The organism is Pedobacter africanus, from assembly GCF_900176535.1.
Taxonomy (GTDB): Bacteria; Bacteroidota; Bacteroidia; order Sphingobacteriales; family Sphingobacteriaceae; genus Pedobacter; species Pedobacter africanus.
This window is the reverse complement of record NZ_FWXT01000002.1, coordinates 630,800-654,910: the sequence shown is the minus strand read 5'-3', so window position 1 is coordinate 654,910 and position 24,111 is coordinate 630,800. Positions and strand designations below refer to the sequence as shown.

The following is a 24,111-nucleotide window of genomic DNA, read 5'->3' as shown; positions in this document are numbered from 1 at the left end:
AGATCCCCAGCAAACCTTTGCTGTTATCGGCTTTGCTGTCTATTTTATTGACAAATGAGCTGGGCAGGGTAATTTCGAAAGCCCCGAAAAATGAGATGGCAAATACCACCAGCAAAATAAAGAACAGGAAATTAAACAACCCGCTTGCGCTCAATGCATTCAATCCGGCCGAGCCGAAGATCACCGTGATCAGTAGTCCGAAAGCCACGTAAATGACAATGATGGACAATCCGTAGATCAGTGCCTGACCAATTCCCTTGCCTTTGCTGCCTGCCCTTTTGGTAAAGTAGCTGATGGTAAGTGGTACCATCGGGAAGATACATGGCATTAAAAAGGCTAGAAAACCACCTACAAGACCGGCAATGAAAGTTTCCCAGAGTGTCTTTGATTTTTCAGCCGCTGGTGCTGCAGCTTTGGTATCAGCCTTAACGGCAGTAGTATCGCTGCTTAAGCTATCTTTCGTTGTACTTGCAGGGGCCACAGCTGCTGTATCTGCAGGGGCTGCATCGGATGATATCTCTGTAAATTCCAAGTCAGATAGCGTTGTATCGGCCTCTTGTGCCCATACAACGCTGCCCGTACCCAGGAATAAAAAAAGACCAATGACAAGTGCTTTCACACTTGTCAAATAGTTACCTGAAATCATTTTTGTTTATTTTACAGGAATAGAGAATTCAACAGTTTCTGGAGGAAGACACTGAGAATCGTCACACACCATATACTCCAGTGTTCCTTTTACAGTAGCATTTGCTCCTGTAAGCTTTACTTTCTGCTGGAAAATAACTGATTTTTCGAAATAGCTTACGTTCATGTCAAATGATTTTTCAAATTTAACAATCGGTTTTGGCTCAGTTGTTTTACCAACAGGACTATAAGCTTTTGACGATGCGAATTTAAAACTTGTTTTTACGGGCCCACCATCAGCCATGTACTGCGAATAAAGGTGCCATCCTTCATCGATGGTAGCTTTAAGGTACAATGTAGCTTCATTTTTTGAAGTCTTCTTTGCAGCATAACTCCATTTCACAGGTTTCAAAATTTGACTACTTGCGGTAAGGCCAAATAGCAATCCAACGGTTAACAAGATTAGGTTTTTCATTTTATTGTTTTTTTATGTGTTAGCAAACTTATGTATTTCCGGTAATACCCTGGTTAATCTGAATTGTAATTTAAATGATATCCCTTCAAAATATTACACGGAAGATACAGTATTGACGATAATTTACGCTTTTGGTTTAAACAGGTGAGCCTTTAGGCGCATATTATTTTGAAGGAGCGCCAAGAATTTCCTTCAGACTTTTGTGTAACTCCTCTCCTCTCAGATTTTTAGCAATAATTTTCCCGTTAGGATCTATAAGCAGATTTTGGGGAATTGACCTGATGCCATACTGTTTGGCCACGGCATTGTTCCATCCGTTTAAATCAGACAATTGTGTCCAGGCCAACTGGTCTTTTTCAATAGCAGCAAGCCATGCGTCTTTTTTACCAGGATTATCCAATGAGATTCCAAGTACAGTGAAATTTTTGTCTTTATACTGGTTGAAAGCACTCACCACATTGGGGTTTTCCGCGCGGCATGGACCACACCATGAAGCCCAGAAATCGATCAATACGTATTTTCCTTTGAATGAAGAAAGGGACACCGGCTTATCATTTACATCATTCTGAGCAAATTCAGGGGCCATTGCGCCAACTGAGGTTGCACGTGCGGCATCGATTTGTTTGGCAAATGCCAATCCGGATGCACTGTTACGCAAGCCGTCTGACAAGCCTTTAAAAACAGGCTCAACTTTAGCTACATCTATGCTGCTCCCCGCAGTTTCTGTCAGGGCCACCAGGCTGAAATAAGAAGCTGGGTTTTCTTTTATGAATTTTGATTGCAACGCCTTTTTCTCAGCAGCGGCTTTTCCGTAACGCTCCTGTAAGGATTTTTTAAATTCAGGATCATTTCTTTTTTCTTCGGATGCTGCACCATATTCTGTGTCTATAGCCTTCATTAATTTGTCGGGCCCACCGATAAATGTATGGTAAGCAAGGGCTTCCTGATTAATTTTTGAGCCACTGATCTTCGCTTTTTTTACTGAATCTGCCCCATCAACAGAGATAGTTCCATTGTCTACATACAGGGAAAGCATATCTGCTGCTCTTCCCAATTTACCAAGTCCTACCCCTTTGTGGTCGAGAATCAGGCGGGCACTGACAGGGCTTGCAACGTTACCTGTAAATTGAAAGACACCATTGTTAACCGGAACAGAATCCATCACATTCTTACCATCCATTCTGTAGGTTAAAAATGCTTTGGCCGGGGCATTCAGTCCTGAGATTTTTCCTTTTAAAGTGAAAGCGGGGCTTTGGGCCGATGCAATTACCGGAGCAAGCATCAAAGCCGCTATTGTTAGTTTTTTCATTGTTTTTTATAAGATCTGTTTAGTTATCTGTTGCAAACATATCATTTTTTCAATAATTCAAAATCCCGATGATTTCTATAGAGCATAAGGAAAGAACAATGATTAACGGGCAAAACCAGGACTGTCAACCTTAGCTACCTGCTCATTTTTTTATTAACTGGCATTTTTGGGTTTCAGGATCCTGGTTTTGAAGCATAATTGTTACCGGTTTTGGGCCGGTAACAATTGTGTGATGCGCAATAAATCCCCCTTATAATCCCCCTCCAAGTGTCCGGTAAAGTTCTACGGCTGCATTCAACTGTGCTGTTTTTATGGATGCCAGTTCAAGCTCGCTTTGCAGGGAATTGCTTTGGGCAGTGATGACTTCAAGATAAGTGGCCATTCCGCTTTTGAACAACAAGCCTGCATTTTGGACTGCCTGCTGCAAAGCAGTTACCCGGGCTTTGGAAATGTCGTATTGCTGCTGTAGTTTTTCTATTTTGATCAGTTCATCAGAAACTTCAGAAACGGCGTAAAGTACCGACTGGCGGAATTGGATCACACTTTTTTCGCGCTCTATTTTAGCCAGCTCATATTGAGTTTTCAGTTCCCGTTTTTGAAGTAAAGGCTGCGTAATTCCTCCTGCTACTATCCCAAATAATGAGGCAGGTATGTTAAACCAATTGCTGGCTTTAAATGAGTTGAGCCCGCTACTTGCTGTAATGTTTAAGGAAGGGTACATACTTGCTTTAGCGACCCCTACCCGGGCATTTGCCAGGGCCAATGCCAGCTCAGCACTTTTTACGTCGGGTCTTCTGCTTACCATTGCCGAAGGGAAACCAGCCGACAGCTGATCAGGCAAAGCGGCTTTTCCAAGGCTGGCCAGTCTGGCAACACTTGCTGGTAAGCGACCTGTAAGTACACTCAGGGCATTTTCCTGGATGGTTATGTCCTGCTCTAAACGGGGTATGAGCTGTGCCGCAACCAATTGCTGTGCTTTTGCCTGCTGTATGGCCAGTGAAGTCACCTGTCCTGCATTAAACTGCATGGTGATGATATTTAATGTGCTATCGCTTAATGCAAGGTTTTTTTTAGCAATGTCCAGCTGCGCATCCATCATCAGCAATCTGTAATAGCCCTGGGCAACATTGGCCACCAGTCTGGTCTGAATCGCTTTTCTGGCTTCTTCGGTCTGAAGATAAGTGGCCAATGCCGCCTGCTTCCGCTCTTTTATTTTACCCCAGATATCTGCTTCCCAGCTTAGGCCAAGGTTTGCGTTGAAATCTTCGATATGTGATGTTTTTAAAAACTCGCTGGTACTGAGGCCGTTAACGCTGTTGTCTGATGGTCTGCTTGAACTGGCTGTAACCTGAAGGTTTAACTGCGGTACGTTGCCTGATTTTGCCTGTTTAAATAGCTGCTGTGCAGATTCAATGTTCTTCAGCGCAAGTTGAAGATCGTAGTTTTTAACCAGTGCGGTATCAACAAGACGCTGCAATTCCGGTTCTGTAAAAAAATCATGAATTGCGCGTGTTGCTATACTTGCAGAGTCGGCACCTTTTGCATCTCTGAAATTTTCGGGAACAGCCGCTTTAGGTAACTGTATGTCTTTTGATATTTTACATGCATTAAGCAGCAATACAACCAGTAATAGTGCCAATACATTGAAATATGGTTTCATATTTTATGTGTTTTAAGAATAAATAATGTCTGACTCTACCTTTACAGCTACGGGCTGATGATCTGAACCAGCTGTATCTTGTTTTCCTTTTACTTTTTCCTGCAGGTACTGGAATGCGACAAACAAAACAGGAATGATAAACAAGCCCAATACTACACCGGAAAGCATCCCTCCGGCAGCACCGATGCTAATGGAATGGTTACCCTGTGCTGAAGGCCCGGTAGCTATACTCATTGGAAATAAACCAACAACGAAGGCCAGAGAAGTCATGATAATTGGCCTTAACCTCAATTTTGCAGCTTCCAGAGCGGCTGCAATTAGTGTTTGGCCTGCCCTTCTTCGCTGTACAGCAAATTCAACAATAAGAATTGCATTTTTGGCAAGCAAGCCGATGAGCATGATCAAAGCCACCTGAACATAAATGTTGTTTTCAATTCCGGTTAAACCTATGGCTACAAATACCCCGAATATACCGGTAGGAATAGAAAGTATAACTGCCAGTGGGAGGATATAACTCTCATATTGAGCAGCTAACAGGAAATATATAAACAGCAGACATAACATGAAAATAACTACAGATTGTCCGCCAGATGAAATCTCTTCCCGAGTCTGTCCAGAGAATTCGTAAGCATAGCCTGCCGGCAACTGCTGGGTTGCTACCTCTTCTATCGCCTTGATTGCATCACCTGAACTGAATCCGGGTTTAGGGATTGCGTTCACCTGTATGGAATTGAACAGGTTGTAACGTGATGCCGTTTCTGAACCGTAGACACGTGTTAACTTTACAAGCGTTTTGATAGGTACCATTTCACCTGCTTTGTTCTTAACAAATACCTTATCAATTGAAGAGGGATCTGCCCTGTCGTCCACATCGGCCTGGACTACTACTCTGTAGTATTTTCCAAAGCGGTTAAAATCGGAAGCCTGTGCACTACCAAAATAGGTTTGCATGGTTTGGAGAATGTCTTTAACGCTCACGCCAAGCTGATCGGCCTTTTCGTCGTTCACCTCCAGTTGTAATTGCGGGTAATCTGCTTTAAAGCTGGTAAAAGCAACGGCGATTTCTTTACGTTTCATTAATTCTCCGATAAAGTTATTGGCAATACCGCTGAACTTGTCGAGTTTTCCTCCTGTTTTATCCTGCAGTACCAGGTCCAGTGCCTCAACATTGCTGAAGCCGGGAACAGTAGGGAAACTGAATACAAAGAAACTCCCCCCTGTAATACCTGCCAGCTTGCCCCGAACCACATCCATGATGGCATTGATGTCTTTTACCTCGCCCCTTTCTTTGGTTGGTTTCAGCAACACGAAAACCACGGCAGCAGAGGGACTTGTTGAATTGGTGAGCAGGTTAAAACCTGGAAGTGAAGTCACAAAACCTGAGGACTGCAAAGCTTTAAGTTCAGTTTCGGCTTGCGCCATTACTTTTGAAGTCCCATCCAGCGAAGTTCCGGAAGGTGTTGAAACCGCAATTGCAATAAAACCCTGATCTTCTGTAGGGATGAAGCCTGATGGTGTTGTTTTTACCATCCAGATGGTTCCCAGTGTAATGAGTGCCAATCCACCAAGACTGACCCACTTATTCCTGATCAGAAATTTAAGTCCTCCCAGGTATCTGTTGGTAAGCGAGTTGAAACTTCTGTTAAAACCGGTAAAAAACCTTTCTTTAAACCCGGTTTTTGCAGTTGTATGGCCTTCATTTACATGAGTATCCTTTAGGAAAAGTGCAGCCAGGGCCGGACTCAAAGTTAAAGCATTGACAGCTGAAATCACAATTGCAATAGCCATAGTAAATGCGAACTGCCTGTAGAATACGCCGGTTGAGCCTTCCATAAAGCCAACAGGAAGAAATACAGCGGCCATTACCAGTGTAATGGATACAATTGCCCCCGTGATTTCGTGCATGGCTTCTGTGGTAGCCACTTTAGGTGAGAGCCGTTTGTGTTCCATTTTGGCATGAACGGCTTCTACCACTACGATGGCATCGTCGACCACAATGCCTATGGCAAGTACCAATGCAAAGAGTGTTAAGAGGTTAATAGAGAACCCGAACAGCTGCATGAAGAAGAACGTACCCAATATGGCTACCGGAACCGCAATTGCAGGGATTAGTGTAGACCTGAAGTCCTGCAGGAATAGGAATACAACAATAAAAACCAGTATAAATGCTTCGATCAGCGTGTGCTGCACTTGTTCTATGGATTGATCTAGTGCTACTTTGGTACTGTAAAAGATGTTCTGTTTAATACCGTCAGGGAAGTCTTTTGCAGCTTTCTCCATGAGTTTGTTTATGGAAACCTGAATTTCATTGGCATTGGTACCTGCCAATTGAATAACGCCTATTACTATCCCCTTTTTTCCGTTCAGGCGGGTAAGACTGGAATAAGAATAAGCACCAAATTCGATTCTGGCCACATCTTTAAGCCTTAATATAGAGCCATCTGAGTTGGCCCGTATAGCTATATTTTCATACTCCTCGGGTTTGGATAGTTTACCTTTGTATTTGATTACATATTCAAATACCTCTTTGCTCTTTTCTCCAAATCTGCCTGGGGCGGCCTCGAGACTTTTATCCTGAATGGCAGCCATGATTTCATTTGGTGTCACCTTATAGGCCGACATCTGGGTAGGATTAAGCCAAACGCGCATGGAGTAGTCTTTGACACCGCCAAATATGCTTGCGGCACCAACACCAGGAATCCTTTTGATTTCCGGTATGATATTGATCTGGGCATAGTTGGCTACAAAAGTCTGATCGTATTTGCTTTCATCCTCTGTATACATACCGATAGCCATAATAAAGCTGTTTTGTTGTTTGGCTGTAATGATACCCTGTTGTACCACTTCGGCAGGGAGCTGACTGGTGGCCTGCGCTACCCTGTTCTGTACGTTTACCGCTGCCTGATCCGGATCTGTGCCCAGCTTAAAATATACCGTTATGGCAAGCGAACCATCGTTACTTGCTGTTGAGCTCATATAGCTCATGTTTTCGACCCCATTAATAGATTCTTCAAGAGATGGGGCTACTGACCTCAGCACAGTTTCGGCATTGGCACCAGGATATACTGCCGTTACCAATACAGATGGTGGTGCGATATCCGGAAATTGTTGCAGGGGCAGTTTAGTTAAGCCCAGTACGCCAAGGATAACCAGTAGAATGGAAATCACTGTGGCCAGTACCGGACGCTGAATGAATATTTTAAACATTGTATTGAGTTTTATTGGTTAATTTAATCTGGCGACTTTATTTGTTGGTTTCTCCGGACGGATCTCCTGGCCTTCCTGCAGACGGTCAAGTCCGCTCAACACAATCTGGTCCCCGCTTTTTACCCCTTCCTTAACCAGGTAATTTGTACCACTTTTACCGATAATTGAAATGGGCATTTTTTTCACCTTATTGCTGTCTGCCACTGTAAATACAAATATTTTGTCCTGCATTTCAACGGTGGCAGATTGCGGCACGATCAAGGCATTTTTGTGTTCCATACTGATGCGTATTTTACCCGTATTTCCGGAACGTAACAGTCCCTGCGCATTTGGAAAGCTTGCTCTCAAGGTAATTGCACCGGTTTGTTTATCGAACTGCCCGTCTACCATGTCAATTTTTCCCTCCTGAGGATAAACAGATTGATCGGCCAGCACAAGCGCAACACTCGGCACATTTTTAATTCGCTCTGTAAGCGTTTTACCACTATATTTGCTATTGAAGTCAATAAAATCATCCTCGCCTAAGGAAAAATATACACGCACTTCATGAACATCAGATAGTTGGGTTAAAGGTGCAGTATCTGAAGGAGATACTAAGCTCCCCTGTTTTTTAGGCAATAAACCGATATAGCCACTAACGGGCGCTTTAATGATCGTATAGGCAAGGTTGATTTGAGCTGCCGCAACTCCTGCTTTGGCCTGTGCCGCGTTTGCTTTTGCGATCTGAAGTGTTGCTTTTGCAGTTTTCAGCTGCACATCGGAAACCACTTTGTTCTGAACAAGCGGGACTAATTTGTCGACCTCCAGTTGTGCATTCAATATTGCGGCTTCTGCAGCACTGAGACTTGCCTTAGCTGTATTTAAAGCCTCAAGGAATGGTTGTTCATTGATTTTAAATAGAGGCTGGCCGGCAGCTACATATTGGCCTTCGTTGATGAACACCCTATCGAGTGCACCTGCAACCTGAGGTCTTATTTCCAGATCGGCAGCTCCCTGAATAGCGGCAGGGTATTCGAGAAAGGTAGTTTCAGAACTTTGACTGACTGTAGATACAGGCAATCCCGGTACCGGAGGTGCTGTAGCCTGTGGCTTGTTGCCTGAACAGGCGTATATCAGCATTGTAGCTAAAAGTAAAGCAGTTGTTTTCATAACGATATTAGGTAATTTAACAGTGTTAAGTGATTGAGGGTAAGAGAATTTATATTTCATGTCATTTAGTTTAATAGTTTATGATATAACGTATATAAGTAATTTAACGGTGTTAAATAGATGTTAACAAAAAAAGGCTTTGGTATTGAAAGCCCCTGATCTGCTTTTTAATCGTTGATGTATTTTATAATTCCTTTTAATGCGTCTTTTAATATATGCTGGTTCATTGCTTCATCCCTTCCTTTGTTGACCAGGTTTATGGAGATTAACCCATGTACAATTGACCAGAAGGTATAATATTTTCTGCACACCCGGTTTTCTTCAGGACTTTCACCTTTCATCAGATCTTTAATGGTATCAAAAAAGAGATTGTCTAAAAATTCAATTTCTGGCATTGATTTCTTTTGATCACAACATACCATATCTACACCGTACATCAGCTGATAAAATTCCTTGTATTTAAAAGCAAAGTTCCAATAGGCAATCCACATCGCTTCAAGCTGGTCTGCTGTATGTTCCTGGGCTTTTTTGGCTGCTTTAACTTTTTTACCTAAAATAACATAGCCCTGCCTTGTAAGTTCAAGGAGTATTCCATCTTTATTGTGAAAATATTCATATATGATGGGTGCAGTGTATTCAATCTTATCTGCAATTTTTCTCATGCTTAATGCCTGCCAGCCCTCTTCCTTAACGATCTTTAAGGCAGCATCGAGGATGTTTGTCCTCGTGTCTTCTTTAAGCCTTTGTATACGTTCTTTACTTCCCATTACATTTAATTAAGCCGTGTAAATAATCTAACACCGTTAAGCAAATTTATGAACACTTATTGAAGTGTGTATCATTCATTTGTCAACTTCTAGTTATGAGTTATTTAATGTACAGTTATTCAATATTTTAATTCTCGCTGATCAAGAAAAAAATTAACAATAGAAGTTTATGGGTTTATAATTGCAAATTTGTATTTCTATTCAAAGAGGAATGCGTATGAACAACAGCGTCACATTAAGAGATATTGCCAAAGCGCTAAATTTATCTATTTCTACAATTTCTAAAGCATTAAATGATAGTCATGAAATTGGTGCAGAAACCAAACAAAAGGTTTTGGATTATGCTAAAAAGCATCATTACTCTCCCAATAGAATGGCAAAAGGCTTAAAGGAAGGTAAAAGCAGGTCGATTGGCGTTGTAGTGTGTTCACTTGACAACAATGTCATTGCACAGATGCTCGATGGCATCCATAAGGCCAGTACTGAAAAATCTTACCAGATTATCATTATGCAAAGCAAAGAGTCGGAGAAGCAGGAAAGTGCATGTATAGAGCTGCTATATGCTGGTGGAGTAGACGGCATTCTGATCTCCCCTGCTTATGAAACCATTAATTTTAGTTACCTGGTCTCCTTGCAGGACGCTGGCTTGCCGATTGTACTTTTCGACAGACTTATTGATCAGATCAACACGCACAAGGTTGGCGCGGATAATTTTAAGGGAGCATACGATGCAACCAGGCACCTGATTGACAATGGCTATAAAAACATTGCACATTTGAATACGAATACCATATTGAGTATTGCTACAGATCGTCTGAATGGATACAAACAGGCCCTGGCAGATAGCGGGATTAAGTACCGGCCAGAGTTGTTGCGCTCTTGCAATTATACGGACACCAATAAATTAAATGAAGATTTGGAGCAGGCCATTAAGTATTATATGGGGTTAAAAGACAGGCCGGATGCAATTTTTACGGCAACAGACCAGATCAGCACGAGATGTTTGATGCTCCTGAATAAAATGGGCTATAAGATCCCTGAAGATGTTGCCTTAATAGGATTTACAAATACGGAACTTGCCGATGCCATGAACCCGCCTTTAAGTACGGTGCATCAACCGGCTTTTGAGATCGGTCAATTTGCTGCAGAAAAGTTGATTGCTATGATTGAAGGAAAAAGATTGGATGAAGGATATGAGACTGTGATGTTGCCTACAAATATTAAAGTAAGGGCTTCATCACAGTCTAGAATTTAGTTATAGTTTAATAATTGCCTGTAATTCCCAGCTCGAGTCCGCGCAGCTCTGCCAGTCCGCGCAACCTTCCTATTGCGGAGTATCCCGGATTGGTAACCTTGTTTAAGTCATCCAGCATCTGATGACCATGGTCTGGTCTGAAGGGTATAGGTTGCGCTCTGAGGGCATTTTCCGCAACAATAGCCTTCATAATTTCATACATATTCACATCACCACCCAAGTGATCGGCTTCGTAGAAATTGCCTTCTTCGTCTTTGGTTACGTTACGCAAGTGAAGGAAATATACCCTTTCTTTTACGGCTTCAAATATATCTTTCAGGTCATTTGATACACCTGCTCCTAAGGAACCTGTACAATAACAAATGCCATTAAATGGTTTGTCTACGCTTTTAAGGATGCTGATCAGATCTTCTTTGGTACTTGCAATTCGTGGCAGGCCCAGTATTGCATATGGAGGATCATCGGGGTGAATGGTCATATTTACACCTGTTTCTTCACACACCTCTGCGATCCCGTTTAAAAAGTAGGCGAGGTTTTTTTTCAGGCCTTCCATTCCGATAGACTTATATTCTTCTATGCTGGCACGTAAAGCTTCCAATTCGATTTCTTTTTCGTTAGGAATCCCCATCAGCACGTTCACTTTTAGTTCATTCAGCTGATCCGTATTCATGGAAGCATAACGATCTTTTGCCCTGTTCCGGATGCTTTCCGTATAATCGGCGTCGGCACCTTCCCTTTTCAGAATAAACAGGTCAAAAACTGCAAGATCTAGCCAGTTGAAATACAGCGCTTTTGAGCCGTCTTCCATTACCAAGTCAAGCTGTGTCCTTGTCCAGTCAAGCACTGGCATAAAATTATAACAAACCGTCCTAATACCACATTGGGACAGGTTCTTCAATGTAGTCTTGTAATTTTCTATATAATGATCGGCATCGCTTCTCCGGGTTTTGATGGCTTCGTGTACAGGTACGCTTTCTACCACTGCCCAATGCAGTCCGGCTGCTTCAATAATAGATTTTCTTTCTATGATATCTTCCAATGGCCAGACTTCACCATGGGGAACATGATGCAGGGCTGTAACAATGCCGGTAGCTCCTGCCTGTTTTACATCCTGCAAACTAACCGGATCTGATGGTCCGTACCAGCGCCAGGTTTGTAACAATTTATGATTTACTGTATTCATCTTATTTGGTTATTTAATAATCAGATTATACGCCACTGTAGGCATTGAAACCGCCATCGACCAATATGGTTTCACCATTTACAAATGCTGATGCATCGCTTAACAGGTAGATTAGGGTACCATTTAGCTCCTGGGGATTTCCCAGACGGCCAAAAGGTGTATGATTGACAAAACGCTGCGCGCGATCGGTAAAGGTACCATCTGCGTTGGTTAAAAGCGATCTGTTCTGTTCGGTTAAAAACACACCCGGTGCAAGCGCATTTACCCGGACTTTATCTCCATAGCGTTGTGCAAGCTCTACGGCCATCCATTTTGTATAGCCTTCAATGGCGTTTTTTCCCATCGTATAACCCAATACGCGGGTTAAAGGACGCTGTGCTGCCAGAGAAGAAATATTTACGATGGATCCTTTTCCTTTTTCAGCAATGACACGGCCAAATACGTGTGTTGGATATACCGTACCGAAAAGATTAAGTTCGACTGCTTTTTGAGTGTCGCTTACCTTAATGTCAAAGATGTTCTGGTCTGGAGCAATAGTAGCGCCAGGGATATTCCCTCCTGCAGCATTCACCAATCCATCGATGGTACCCCAGGTACTCAGTATTTGATTTTTTGCGGCATTGAGTGCGGTTTCGTCCAGTACGTCAGTAATCACGGCTATTGCCTCTCCTCCGCTTTCTGTAATCGCCTTTACCCTTTGATTTGCCTTTTCTTCGTTACGGCCTAAAATGGCCACCTTTGCCCCTGCTTCGGCAATGGCCAATGCAAATGATTCCCCCAACACTCCGGTGGCGCCAGTAACTACAATTACCTTATTTTCTAATGAAAACAGATCTCTGCTCTTCATATTCCTGATTTAAACGGTTAAATTATTCTACCAATGTTAGTGAATTTTAAGCTCCGGCAATCAGAATGATCATTAAATATTTACGAAATCGTTTGAAATTTATTAAATAAAATAGTTTACTTCTATTTCATAATGAGAACCTGTATTATTGCAATCTCAAATCTTTTATTTATGCTAAATCAAGAAAACATATTGGTATTTGGGGAATTACTGTTAAGGTTTAGTTCCACTGAGGATCAATTTATTTCTAAGAACCACACCGTTTCTTTATTTCCCGGCGGATCGGAGGCGAACGTTTCTGCTTCATTGGGTCAATGGGGCATTCCATGTGCTTATGTGAGTTGTGTGCCAGAGAATGCGCTTGCCGCAAATGCCCTTCAATCGCTCGCCGATTTGGGGGTCAATACAAATAAAACGCTATTACAGGGCAGCCGTATGGGCTTGTATTTTCTGCTTTCTGCAAATGGACTGACAAGCGGAGAAGTGGTTTATGACAGAAAATATTCTTCATTTAGTACATTGTTGCCGGGGGTAATCAACTGGGACGAGGTATTGGAAGGACATACCTGGTTTCACTGGACAGCGCTTACCCCCGCTTTGAACGAAAATATGGCTGCTGTATGTAAAGAAGCTTTGCAGGCTGCCAGAAAAAAGGGCTTAAAAATATCCGTGGATCTGAACTACAGGAGCAGGCTTTGGGATTATGGCAAACAGCCAATAGCGGTAATGCCTGAGCTGGTACAATACTGCGATGTAATTATGGGGAATATCTGGGCGGTTAATAAAATGCTGGGCATCCCTGTCGACGAAAATCTAAATCGTCAAACTACTGTAGATACTTATACTGTACATGCCAGTGCTTCGGCCAAAGCTGTATTTGCTGCTTTTCCTCAGTGTAAACACATCGCCTATACTTTCAGGTTCATGGATAACCCCAGGCACAACCTCTTTTATGGAACCTATCACAATGCAGAAGGCGATTACAGGTCGGCCGTATTGGAAACCAATGAAGTAGTAGACAGGATTGGAAGCGGTGATGCATTTATGGCCGGTTTAATTTATGGCTTAACCAGCAGCACAAACGGGCAGGAAATCATAGACAAAGCAACTTCATCTGGTTATAGAAAGCTCTTTGTTAAAGGAGATTTCGGCGATGGCGCTATATAGTTCTTTTTAAAGCAATGAATTTATCAAATAAATAATACGTACAGATGAACATAGAAACAAATCCTTTAAGCATGATCCAGGCTTATCCGGTTATCCCGGTTTATTATAATGAAGATGCGCAAACCTGTATTGAAGTGTTAAAAGCAAGCTATGCGGGTGGCATCCGTGTTTTTGAGTTTACAAACAGGGGGCAAAATGCACCAGACAACTTTAAGGCATTGCTGTCTTACAGAAATGAACACCTTAAAGATATGAAACTGGGCATAGGTACGATAAAAACTGTAGCACAGGCAGAAATGTACATTAATCTTGGAGCAGACTTCATTGTGAGCCCAATTGTTAAAGCAGATCTGGCATCGGCTACTGCCGCACACAATGTGCTATGGATACCCGGATGCATGACGCCTACTGAAATTAACTTTGCTGAAGAACTGGGGGTTCCGTTAGTGAAACTATTTCCCGGTGATACCTTGGGCGTGGGCTTTCTAAAGGCAATTAAACCGTTGTTCCCTAATCTTAAATTTATGCCAACCGGTGGTGTTGACGTGAATAAGGAAAATATTGACAGCTGGTTAAATGCAGGCGTAACTGCTTTAGGCTTTGGTTCCAAATTGTTTCAGCAGCCAGACCAGGCAACAGACTACAACTGGTTAACCGAACGTTGTCAGTTACTGATCGGGATGGTGAACCGAAAATAATATTTATAAGAGGTGAGATTTCATTTTTCTCACTTCTTATGATCATCTCTGTCGTAAAGCTCAATAAGCTTACTTTGCAGCTTAATTACTGAATTTTCCAATTGACTTATTTTCTCTTTTAATTGTGCGATGACCTGCTCCTGCTCGCTCACACCTTCCTCACCTACATCCAAAAATTGCCTTAAGGATAAGTTATGGACTTCAGCAATCTGGTTTATCCTGCTGAAGTTTGGATCAGTAATACCAGTTTCTAGTTTTGAATATGCCGGGATAGATATCTCCAATAAATCTGCCATAGCTTTTTGGTTAACCCCTTTTTTCTGACGCAAAATTCTAAATTTTTCACCTAAAGTTTTCATAGCCTATAATGTATATCTGTGAATATTCCTATATAATAAATTTAAGAATTATTTAATAAAATATTGTAATATATTTATAATATTATGAAACAAATTATTGAAATGATTTATTGGTAATTAAAAAATTTACATTATCTCTCGATATTCGCGAGAAAAACTGATAATTCAATTAACCAGCCTTGGTGGTAACCGTTCAGTAATTGGGCACGAAAAAGTGTAGTTAAGGAGCTATTTTTTATTTTGTCTGAAAATAAAGGCGGCCATCATAATGGCAACAGAAAGTCCGGAGAGCCCCGGAAAAGAAATAAACAGATATAATATTCCACAAACAACACATATTGCAAGGATAAACAGGACACCTTGTAAAACGGTATCCATTTTAAAAGCAGCATATAAAGCAAAAAGGACAAAGGCTATAGCCAGAATATTTATAAACATATGCAAATATGCATATTCAATGTTAAGTTAATGTTAACAGTTCGGTTGATTTCAATTTTAACATAAAAAGCCTTGTAATCTAAATTACAAGGCTTTTATGGCTTAAACCAAAACCTAATAATCGTCGTTCAGCGCGAATATTGGTTTCCTTGACATCCATTTGCCACTAGTGAAGTCAGGAAAATCGATCGTTTCGTTGCCCAGCTCAATGGACTGCTCACTTAAAGGGGTAATGGCACTCCATGCTGCTGCGTCATAAACATCCAGTGGAGTTGGCACATTGCGTTTTACAGATTCAATGAAGGCATGTATCACGAAGAAATCCATACCGCCATGTCCGGCACCTTGTGCGTCATCACCATATTTTTTCCATAGCGGGTGATCGTATTTTTCCATCCAGCTGTTTTGGTTATCCCACTGGTGCGGTTTGCTGACACCTTCCACGTATATACTTTTATTCAGGTCCATCCACAGGCCCTTTGTTCCCTGTACCCGGAAGCCAAGCGAATAAGGTCTTGGCAGGTTGGTATCGTGCTGTAAAATAATGGTCTCACCATTGGCACAATCAATTGTTGTGGTTACAATATCTCCTAAACGGAAATTTACCTTGGCATTTGGATGACTTTCGCCTCCGTTCGCAACTATATAATTATGCAGCCCTCTGGATTTTGTTGCGAAAGAATTTAGTTTTAAGAATTTATTTCCGCGATTGATGTTGATACAGTTGGCTACAGGACCGATTCCGTGGGTTGGATAGAGGTCGCCATTTCTATGTACCGAATGGTTGGTTCTCCAGCGTGCTTCTGAGAAGCCTTTTTCGTTAAACTCAACGCCGCCACCATACGCTTTAACACCATCGTTAAATTTAACTTCTCTCAGATCATGCTGATAGCCCCCCTGTAAATGAACTATTTCACCAAAAACACCTTGTCTTACCATATTCAATGCAGCAAGTACATCGCGACGGTAACAAACATTTTCAAGCATCATTACATTTGCGCTGTGCTTTTCTGCTGCTTGTACAACATCCCAATGATCCTGTAAAGTAATGCCCAACATGACTTCAGTAGCCACATATTTAAGTCCCGCTTCCAAAGATTTTATGATCATCTCCTTATGCCACTCCCAGGGCGTAGCTATTACAACTGCCTGCAAGCCTTTAGTTTCCAGGAGTTTTTTCCAGGCATAATTGTCTCCCGTAAAGATCTTAGGCATGGGTTTGCCGCTTTTGTTGATTATGGTTTTAGCAGAATTGAGCATACGTTCGTCAATATCACATATTGCAACAAGCTCCACATCAGCTCTTTTTAGTAAAAGACTCAAGTGGTTTTGTCCACGCAAGCCAACACCTATCATAGCTACTTTTACTTTATCTGCTGCTGCTGCCGCAAACAAAGAATTGCCTGGTAATACAGTTGCCGCCGCTGCTGTAATGCTACTGTTTTTAACAAATTCTCTTCTGTTCATAGTTGTTTAGTCATTATAAAGTTTTGTACTGGATAATCAGTACCATTCAGTCGATTTAAAGAATAACTCATCCAAGTTATGCAACTCTGTAACTAAGTGCATAAAGAATCAATTTAAAAAAGAACGCAAACGTTTGATATTTTAATCTTCACTGTTTATCAGGTACTGTACAATCCGGGACTTAAATGCTGTGGCTATTTATTTCGGTTCCAACCTATTTGAAATATACATTATTCATCTGGCTTAGCTGGCAATCGTTTGCGTGAATTTTGCAATAAACTAGCTGGTAATTTTATCAGATGTAGTTTTTTTGATGAAATTGTTATTTTTATTCCAATATTTGGATATGATGTCTGACAAACCAACAACCATTAAGGAAATAGCGAAGATACTCAAGGTTTCAGTTTCAACAGTATCCAGGGCCTTAAATGACCATTCGAGCATTGGTTTGACAACAAAAATGCGGGTCAAAAAACTTGCAGAAGAGCTTAATTATGAGCCCAATCAAAAAGCCATTCAATTTTTGCATGGTAAATCTTTTGTAATAGGTGTTATTTTACCGGAGTTATCCGAATCCTTTTTTTCGGCGGCAATAAGCGGTATTGAAGACATCGCCTATAAGAGAAACTACACTGTATTACTGGCGCAATCGCACGATGATGCGGCAAGAGAGAAGCTACTTGTTGAAAAAATGAAAAGTCAGCGTGTTGATGGTTTATTGGTGTCCGTTTCAAAAACAACAAGTACTTACGAACACTTTGATATTTTCAGAAAACTGAATATACCGGTTGTGTTTTTTGACCGTATTCCTCCTATTAAGGACATTCATTACGTGTCATCTAATCTGGAGACCGGTACCTTTGAGGCGGTGAATTTTCTACTGAAAAAAGGACACCGGAGTATTGGAATGATCAATGGCCCGAATACCCTGGTTGCAAGTCATGAAAGAAAGGAAGGTTACATTCGCGCGATGATGGCCAACCGTCTCAAATTTGACCCTTCATTGGTTGTAAGTTGCGATTTATCGGAAGAAGGGACGATTGATGTCATGGATATCCTGTTAAACCACAGGCGAAAACCCACTGCAATTGTCACATTTAACGACTATGTAGCTTTATTTGCGATGCGTTATGCAAAATCACTCCAGCTTCAGGATATTGATTTTGTGAGTTATGCTAATCTTCCCATAATCAACTATGTGGACCACACCCCGATTGCTTCGGTGGAGCAATTCCCATATAAGCAAGGCAAAAAGGCTGCTGATATATTGATCGACCTCATCAACAAACCAAGAAATGAAACCGGGACTGAGCAGGCATATTTTAATATTGTTGTGGAATCAGAATTGGTATTAAGCCACCGAAAGTAATTTCGCGCAAACGTTTGCACGTGTTTTTGGCCGGTTAAATATTTATGTTTGGTACATCAATCAATATACTAAACCATGTTCGAAAATATTTTAAGCCGCTACGGTCTGGACCCGATGACTACAACTGTTCAACCATTTGGAGATGGACTGATCAATCATACCTGGATGGTAAACTCCTATGATCAAAAATATATTCTGCAGAAAGTAAACAGCGACGTTTTTAAAAAGCCAGTTGATATTGATGAGAATCTGAACCTGCTTAAAGCATATTTAACTGATACTCAGCCTGAATACTTATTTGTATCTCCCGTTAAGGCTGAAAATGGTGAATCTTTGATCATTAATGATAATGGGTATTTCAGGCTTTTCCCATTTGTGGAAGGGTCGAACTCGGTAAATACCCTTTCTGCAAAAGAAGAAGCATATGAAGCCGCGCGGCAATTCGGAAAATTTTCAAAGCTACTCAATGATTTTGATGCGGCACAACTGAACATTACTATTCCAAATTTTCACAACCTGATCCTGCGATATGATCAGTTCGTTGAAGCCTGCAAACAGGCAAGTGGCGAAAGATTGGAAAAAGCGGCAGATTGTATCTCTTTTATCATTGAGCATCAGGAGATTGTAGATATTTTCAGGAGTATCCTAAATAATGAGAATATCCCATTAAGGGTAATACATCACGATACCAAAATTAGCAACGTACTTTTTGATCGGGAGTATAAAGGATTATGTGTAATCGATTTAGATACCGTTATGCCTGGTTATTTCATCAGTGATGTAGGCGACATGATGCGGACTTATTTGAGTGCAGCCAGTGAAGAGGAAACCGACTTTGATAAAATTTCCATCAGAAAAGACTTCTTTACAGCCATTTATAATGGTTATATGGAAGAAATGAAAAGTGTTTTAACGCATGATGAACGTCAATATTTTGCCTATTCGGGTAAGTTTATTATTTATATGCAGGCGATCCGGTTTTTGACAGACTACCTGCAAAATGACATTTATTATGGGGCGAAATATGAACTGCATAATTTTAACAGGGCACTGAATCAGATTACCTTACTAAAACAATACCTGAAACTTGAACAGGAACTGATGAGCAATACTTTGGCATAAAAAAAGGCCTTTCGTGTAACCGAAAGACCTTATTCGCATTATTGAGCTTTTATAAAATACTGTCGCTTAGGGTTTATCCCACCATACCCTGCCGCTTAAATTATCACCCCCAGGGACAGCTGCAGAGGCTTCTCTATAATTGGCCCCATTTTTTGCAGCTTCATCAGCGGGATAAGGGAAACGACGCGGAATGGTGCCATTGGTAGCATTCCCCGGATATACAACCGGAATTAGGTTAGGGAAGCCTGTTCTGCGCCAGTTGCTCCAGGTTTCATAGAAATCCAGCATTGTACAGGTGTGCAGCCAGTATTGATTGTTGATCATTTGCAAACCATTTGCTGCATTGTATGGATTTGAATTTGCATAGGCTTCTGCAGTACCCTCTGTAATGGCCAGGTCAGCATCGTATTGTCCGAGGAAGGTGATCGCCTTCTTTAATCCTTCGCTGTAATGACTGGCCGCAGAGCCTGCTATGCCCCATCTTTGGGCAGCTTCGGCCAAAAGGAATTCGCTTTCTGCGCACGTTAATATGAAAGTGACCCCATTTTTTTTGATCATGGCAGGATGCGGAGAAGAATAATCAGGGAAAGCGGTATAAGAAGGGTCTTGTCTGATATCCCTGCCGGCGATTCCACTCAGGTCCTTACCATTAGGCATCCCTTTCTGACTTGCGGGGGTTGTGACAAAGGCTGCATTTTGAGTTTTGGGAGATTCTGTCAGGAACAGTTGTGTAACCGCAACTTTCCCCAGACGCGGGTCGTTAGTAGACTTTAGCATATCGATAAAGGTTTTAGACCACTTTACATGGTAGTGTTCAGATCCTCCGTCACCATTCAGTACCTGGCTGTTTCTGTTTTGAGTTACCCTTCCACCTGATATGTCGTGCGCAACAAAAGCATTGTCATCATTATTGATCATGGTTTTTCCTACAGCTTTCTGTGCATACGTTTTGGCGGTATTCTCATCGATCTTTACCAGGCGCATGGCTAAACGCAATAGCAAAGTACTTCCAAAACGTTTCCATTTGTCGACATTGCCGTTGTAAATGATATCTCCGGTTATTTTGTCGCCAGCCCCATCTAATGCATTCGCAGCTTCTTCTACTTCTTTTAACAAATCGGCATAAATGGCTTGCTGTTTATCATATTTAGGTGTTAAAAAGCCTGAATAATAGCCTTTTCCGGCTTCTGTGTAAGGAACATCCCCATAAAGATCTGTAATGCGTGCAAATACAAGCGCTTTCCACAAGCGGGCAACCTGGTGTAGATTATTGTATTTAGATTTCCCCTTCGTAAATTCAACTACATCTACTATAAACCTAACCTGCTCTATATAGGCACCCACGGCATTGTTGCCCCAGTAGGCAGCGGTATAGTTTTCGTCGAGCCTATATTTATCCCCTGCCCAATAGCTGATTACACTGGACAGTCCCTGCATCATTGTGGCCGAGTAAATCAGGTTTGCCCTCCAGGTATCGTATGCAAAATCTGTACTGCCGGTATAATTCATCTGGGCAGTGGTTAAAGTATAGTTTGGGTCAAAGCTGCTTGGTCCGTATGCTACCGGATCGGTATTGATCTCCTGAAAATCTTTGGTGCAGCTTAACGTTGCCAGCATACAAATAAGTAAGCTCAGGGCAGTATATTTTATGAATATGTTCTTTTTCATCGTTGTCTATCTTTAAATCATTAAAACTTAACACTTACATTCAGGCCAAAAGTTCTGGCCGGCGGCACTCCGCCTAATTCCAGTCCGGGGAAAGTAGCGTTATAGCTCGATTCCGGGTCTATGTTGTCGGTTTTCTTCATTAGAATAAATAGATTCCTTCCCACCAGGCTCACATTTAAGCTCTTAATTTTGTTGTTGAATATCTGAGCCGGAAAGTTATACCCTAGTGTAAGTTGCCTGAACTTGATAAAACTTGCATCCTGCACAAACGTGGTAGACACGTTATCTACAAATGACAAATAGTAATCGGCAGCTGTAGCACCCAATGACTCCCGGTCTGCAACGGTTGCCTGGTGCAGACCGAAACGATAGCCATAATAGTCGGTTGCCGAAAACAGCTTTCCTCCCCATTTTCCGTCTATCAGGAATGAAAGGCTTACTCCTTTATAATTAAATTCGTTATTCCATCCGGCAAACCATTTGTTATAGGCAGAGCCATGTGCCTTTAACAAACCTTTCGCAGGCGCTCCGTTTGCGCCCTTTTCTATCTGCCCGTTTGCGTCATACTTATAATCGTATGCCATTACCTGGCCCGCGGCTTTCCCTGGAATATTTTGAATAAAACCATTTCCGGTACGTGATGTGGCGATTAGCTGAGAGGATACCCCTTCGGCGAGTTTAAGCACCGTATTGTCGTTATAACTACCATTGAAAGAAGATGTCCAGCTAAAATTGCTGCTTTTGATGATTGCTCCCGAGATCAGGGCTTCTACACCCTTGTTTTCAATTTCACCAGAATTTAGCACGGCACCATTATATCCTGTTGTACTTGAGGTTGTAACGGTGGTTATTTCATCTTTTGAGTGTTTCTTATACCAGGTCAGGTCCAGATTCAAACGGTCTCTAAAAAACCTGAGTTCGGTACCTATTTCAAATTCAGAGGCTTTAGATGCCTTAAGTCCTGAATTTGGAATGTCTACGTTGCTAATGGTTCCGAGCGGTCTGCCGTTTAATGTTTCGCTCCTGAATGCATACGTAAGCTGCGTTTGGTATGGGCCGGTAGCCTGGCCTACTACTGCATAGCCGGCCCTCAGCTTACCAAAACTCAGAAAATTGGTTTTAAGTAGTTCTGAAAACACGAATGAACCACTCACAGAGGGATAAAACACGTATGGCTTATTATTTTTACCGGGTGTTGCAAGGGTTGAAAACCAGTCGTATCTGCCGCTTCCTGTTAAATAAAGAACATCACGGTAAGCCAGCTCCATGGTTCCATAGGCAGACTGGGTTTCTACTTCGCTTTGTACAATGCCTACAGACTTATTTGTTGCATTCAGGATATTATAGACACCAAAAACTGCGAAATCTGTGCCATTATTGGTGGTCTGATCAATTTTAGTATTCCTATAACTGGCACCTAAATTAGGCGTAATGGTAAAATCCTCCTGTACCCTGAAGGATTTACCCAGCAACACATCTGCATTTAAATCCTGGAACTTTGTTTTTTGTTCCGCAATTTTTCCTGCCGCATAATAAGCCGTGCCAGATGGAACTACATTTTTGTAGCTGTCGGTATAGTCATCCATCCCAACCCTGCCCTGGATAAACAGACCATTGTCCAGCGTATATCGCGTATTGAATGAACTGATTAGTCTTTTTCGTCTGGTGTCATTTACAAATTCATTTGCTGCAAACCAGGGGTTGGTGGCATATACGTTTCCTTTGTTGTAACCGATTTCGTTGCCGCTGGCATCCTTCCAGGGTTTAAGGTCGTTTACATTGATACTGGTAGGTAAAAATATCACATTAAAATTGGCGTTACCCGCCCCATCAGAAAGCATTGGCCTGTTTTTAGCCTGTTCAAGAATATAATTTGCACGGGCATCTATGGTTAGACGCTTTATAGGCTCAAATGTACCTACCAGATTGAAAGACTGCCTGTTTAAGCCAGAGTTTGGAACGATGGAATTGTTGTTGACGTCATTGGCAGAAAACCTTAATGATCCACCATCAAATGTTTTATTCAATGCCAATGTATTAGACCAGGTACTTCCATCTCGGTAAAAATTGTTGATATTGTTTCTTTGTGCAGTGTATGGTCTTGAAACCCCATCAAATTGAACCACGCTGCTTCCATCTAATTTTCCTCCCCAGCTGGAACCACCCACATCGGAGGCTGAGCTTGCACTGGTTGGTTTAACCCCATTGGCACCTTGTCCGTAAACATATTGCCAGTTGGTCCTATCCATTACCTGTTCAATAACATAATTGCTGTTGAAGTCTATACTTGTTCCTTTTCCACTTTTTGTTGTGATGAGTATTACACCGGCCTTGGCCCTTGAACCATACAAAGCCGAGGCGGCAGCACCCTTTAAAACGGATATACTTTCAATGTCATCAGGGTTCAGGTTGCCCACTGCGTCCCCAAGATCGGGTGCATTGTCCCATTGACTGCCCTTATTCCCATTTGGATTACTGTTGTTTAGTCCAACTGGTTTGTTTTCCATAGGCATACCATTGATCACATAAAGCGGTTGGTTCGTTTGACTCAGACTGGATACCCCCCGGATTGTTATGCTTGTTGCTGCGCCGACACCACCTGCTGTGGCGCTTACATCTAAACCTGCAACTTTGCCTACCAGTGAATTGGCCACGTTATTTTCTCTTGCCTGGGTGAGCGTCTCGCCCTGTATTTGTGAAACAGAGTATCCTAAAGCTCTCCGTTCCTTTTTGATGCCCAGGGCCGTCACTACCACTTCACTGAGTAATTTGGTATCCTCCATAAGAACAACCTCAATGCTCGTTTTATTTTCGGTACTGATTTCTTTACTCTGAAATCCTGCAAAGGAAATAACAAGAACTGCATTTTCAGGAACCGAAATAGCAAACCTTCCATTAATGTCTGTGGAGGTGCCTGAAGCTGAGCCTTTCACGCGTATGGAAGCTCCGGGTAAAGGAGCACCCGTATTGTCCTTTACCGTACCACTAATTTTTACATCCTTTTTTCGGCTGATTACGATTAGCCCTCCCTCAGAAATGGAGTACTTCAGGTTTGTGTTGTAAAATATAGTGGAAAGAATATCTGCAACAGGTGTATCTTTCACGGATAGCGTATAATCTTTGTTTACCGGTACATTTGCCGAACTGTACACAAAGTGGTAACCGCTTTGCTCTTCAATGATTTTTAGCACTTTACTTAACTTGGTCCTTTTAACATCCAAAGAGACCTTTTGCTGAGAAAAGACCGATGCCGATACATTAAGACATGTAAAAAAAATGAAGATACACGTTAATTTCATTATGACAATGAATTTTAGGAGCACTTTATAATTAAAGTACTCTTGCAC

At 41.8% G+C, this 24,111-nt stretch carries 19 protein-coding genes; 6 read left to right on the top strand and 13 right to left on the bottom strand.

The window, feature by feature from the left end:
- The 7 genes from B9A91_RS17170 to B9A91_RS17140 form a co-directional block, all read right to left on the bottom strand.
- The coding region (locus B9A91_RS17170; RefSeq protein ID WP_449406347.1) for a cytochrome c biogenesis protein CcdA at window positions 1-646 on the bottom strand (646 nt) is incomplete at its 3' end.
- A 6-nt stretch (window positions 647-652) separates the two neighbouring features.
- The gene (locus B9A91_RS17165; RefSeq protein WP_084240233.1) at window positions 653-1,099 is read right to left on the bottom strand and encodes a protein-disulfide reductase DsbD N-terminal domain-containing protein; all 447 of its coding nucleotides are present in this window, start codon (window positions 1,097-1,099) and stop codon (window positions 653-655) included.
- 163 nt (window positions 1,100-1,262) lie between these two features.
- Complete coding sequence (locus B9A91_RS17160; RefSeq protein ID WP_084240232.1) at window positions 1,263-2,408, bottom strand: redoxin domain-containing protein; 1,146 nt, start codon at window positions 2,406-2,408, stop codon at window positions 1,263-1,265.
- A 250-nt stretch (window positions 2,409-2,658) separates the two neighbouring features.
- Complete coding sequence (locus B9A91_RS17155) at window positions 2,659-4,068, bottom strand: TolC family protein (protein WP_084240231.1); 1,410 nt, start codon at window positions 4,066-4,068, stop codon at window positions 2,659-2,661.
- A gap of 12 nt (window positions 4,069-4,080) precedes the next feature.
- The gene (locus tag B9A91_RS17150; protein WP_084240230.1) at window positions 4,081-7,275 is read right to left on the bottom strand and encodes an efflux RND transporter permease subunit; all 3,195 of its coding nucleotides are present in this window, start codon (window positions 7,273-7,275) and stop codon (window positions 4,081-4,083) included.
- A gap of 18 nt (window positions 7,276-7,293) precedes the next feature.
- A complete protein-coding gene (locus tag B9A91_RS17145; RefSeq protein WP_144008976.1) occupies window positions 7,294-8,424 on the bottom strand; it encodes an efflux RND transporter periplasmic adaptor subunit in 1,131 nt (376 codons plus the stop codon).
- Between the two features lie 167 nt (window positions 8,425-8,591).
- Window positions 8,592-9,191 (bottom strand): TetR/AcrR family transcriptional regulator, encoded by a 600-nt coding sequence (locus B9A91_RS17140; protein ID WP_084240228.1) that lies wholly within the window; start codon window positions 9,189-9,191, stop codon window positions 8,592-8,594.
- Between the two features lie 217 nt (window positions 9,192-9,408).
- On the opposite strand from B9A91_RS17140, the gene B9A91_RS17135 reads away from it, so the two are divergent.
- Window positions 9,409-10,446, top strand: a complete 1,038-nt coding sequence (locus B9A91_RS17135; RefSeq protein ID WP_235012589.1) for a LacI family DNA-binding transcriptional regulator — start codon at window positions 9,409-9,411, stop codon at window positions 10,444-10,446.
- A 7-nt stretch (window positions 10,447-10,453) separates the two neighbouring features.
- Here the strand turns inward: B9A91_RS17135 and uxuA are convergent, their stop codons facing one another.
- Entirely contained in the window at window positions 10,454-11,629 is a 1,176-nt protein-coding gene (gene uxuA, locus B9A91_RS17130; RefSeq protein WP_084240226.1) for a mannonate dehydratase, read from the bottom strand.
- A 25-nt stretch (window positions 11,630-11,654) separates the two neighbouring features.
- Window positions 11,655-12,476, bottom strand: coding sequence for an SDR family oxidoreductase (locus B9A91_RS17125; RefSeq protein WP_084240225.1), 822 nt, complete (start codon window positions 12,474-12,476; stop codon window positions 11,655-11,657).
- Between the two features lie 171 nt (window positions 12,477-12,647).
- On the opposite strand from B9A91_RS17125, the gene B9A91_RS17120 reads away from it, so the two are divergent.
- Window positions 12,648-13,643: a sugar kinase gene (locus B9A91_RS17120; RefSeq protein ID WP_084240267.1), complete on the top strand. Its 996-nt coding sequence runs from the start codon at window positions 12,648-12,650 to the stop codon at window positions 13,641-13,643.
- Window positions 13,644-13,687: 44 nt separating this feature from the next.
- Entirely contained in the window at window positions 13,688-14,341 is a 654-nt protein-coding gene (locus B9A91_RS17115) for a beta/alpha barrel domain-containing protein (protein ID WP_084240224.1), read from the top strand.
- A 29-nt stretch (window positions 14,342-14,370) separates the two neighbouring features.
- Here the strand turns inward: B9A91_RS17115 and B9A91_RS17110 are convergent, their stop codons facing one another.
- Complete coding sequence (locus tag B9A91_RS17110) at window positions 14,371-14,700, bottom strand: helix-turn-helix domain-containing protein (RefSeq protein ID WP_084240223.1); 330 nt, start codon at window positions 14,698-14,700, stop codon at window positions 14,371-14,373.
- A gap of 268 nt (window positions 14,701-14,968) precedes the next feature.
- Between B9A91_RS17110 and B9A91_RS24020 the strand changes: the two genes are divergently transcribed.
- On the top strand, window positions 14,969-15,169 hold the full coding sequence (locus B9A91_RS24020; protein WP_144008975.1) for a hypothetical protein: 201 nt from the start codon (window positions 14,969-14,971) through the stop codon (window positions 15,167-15,169).
- Between the two features lie 83 nt (window positions 15,170-15,252).
- On the opposite strand, the gene B9A91_RS17100 is transcribed toward B9A91_RS24020, so the two are convergent.
- Window positions 15,253-16,605, bottom strand: a complete 1,353-nt coding sequence (locus tag B9A91_RS17100) for a Gfo/Idh/MocA family protein (RefSeq protein WP_084240221.1) — start codon at window positions 16,603-16,605, stop codon at window positions 15,253-15,255.
- A gap of 346 nt (window positions 16,606-16,951) precedes the next feature.
- Here B9A91_RS17100 and B9A91_RS17095 point away from each other — a divergent pair, with 346 nt between their 5' ends.
- Together B9A91_RS17095 and B9A91_RS17090 are read left to right on the top strand one after the other, a co-directional pair.
- The gene (locus B9A91_RS17095; protein ID WP_084240266.1) at window positions 16,952-17,974 is read left to right on the top strand and encodes a LacI family DNA-binding transcriptional regulator; all 1,023 of its coding nucleotides are present in this window, start codon (window positions 16,952-16,954) and stop codon (window positions 17,972-17,974) included.
- 75 nt (window positions 17,975-18,049) lie between these two features.
- Window positions 18,050-19,096: a phosphotransferase enzyme family protein gene (locus B9A91_RS17090; protein WP_084240220.1), complete on the top strand. Its 1,047-nt coding sequence runs from the start codon at window positions 18,050-18,052 to the stop codon at window positions 19,094-19,096.
- Between the two features lie 66 nt (window positions 19,097-19,162).
- Here B9A91_RS17090 and B9A91_RS17085 read toward each other — a convergent pair whose 3' ends face one another.
- Both B9A91_RS17085 and B9A91_RS17080 read right to left on the bottom strand, forming a co-directional pair.
- On the bottom strand, window positions 19,163-20,764 hold the full coding sequence (locus B9A91_RS17085) for a SusD/RagB family nutrient-binding outer membrane lipoprotein (protein WP_084240219.1): 1,602 nt from the start codon (window positions 20,762-20,764) through the stop codon (window positions 19,163-19,165).
- A 20-nt stretch (window positions 20,765-20,784) separates the two neighbouring features.
- Complete coding sequence (locus B9A91_RS17080) at window positions 20,785-24,063, bottom strand: SusC/RagA family TonB-linked outer membrane protein (RefSeq protein WP_235012588.1); 3,279 nt, start codon at window positions 24,061-24,063, stop codon at window positions 20,785-20,787.
- Window positions 24,064-24,111 lie beyond the last annotated feature (48 nt).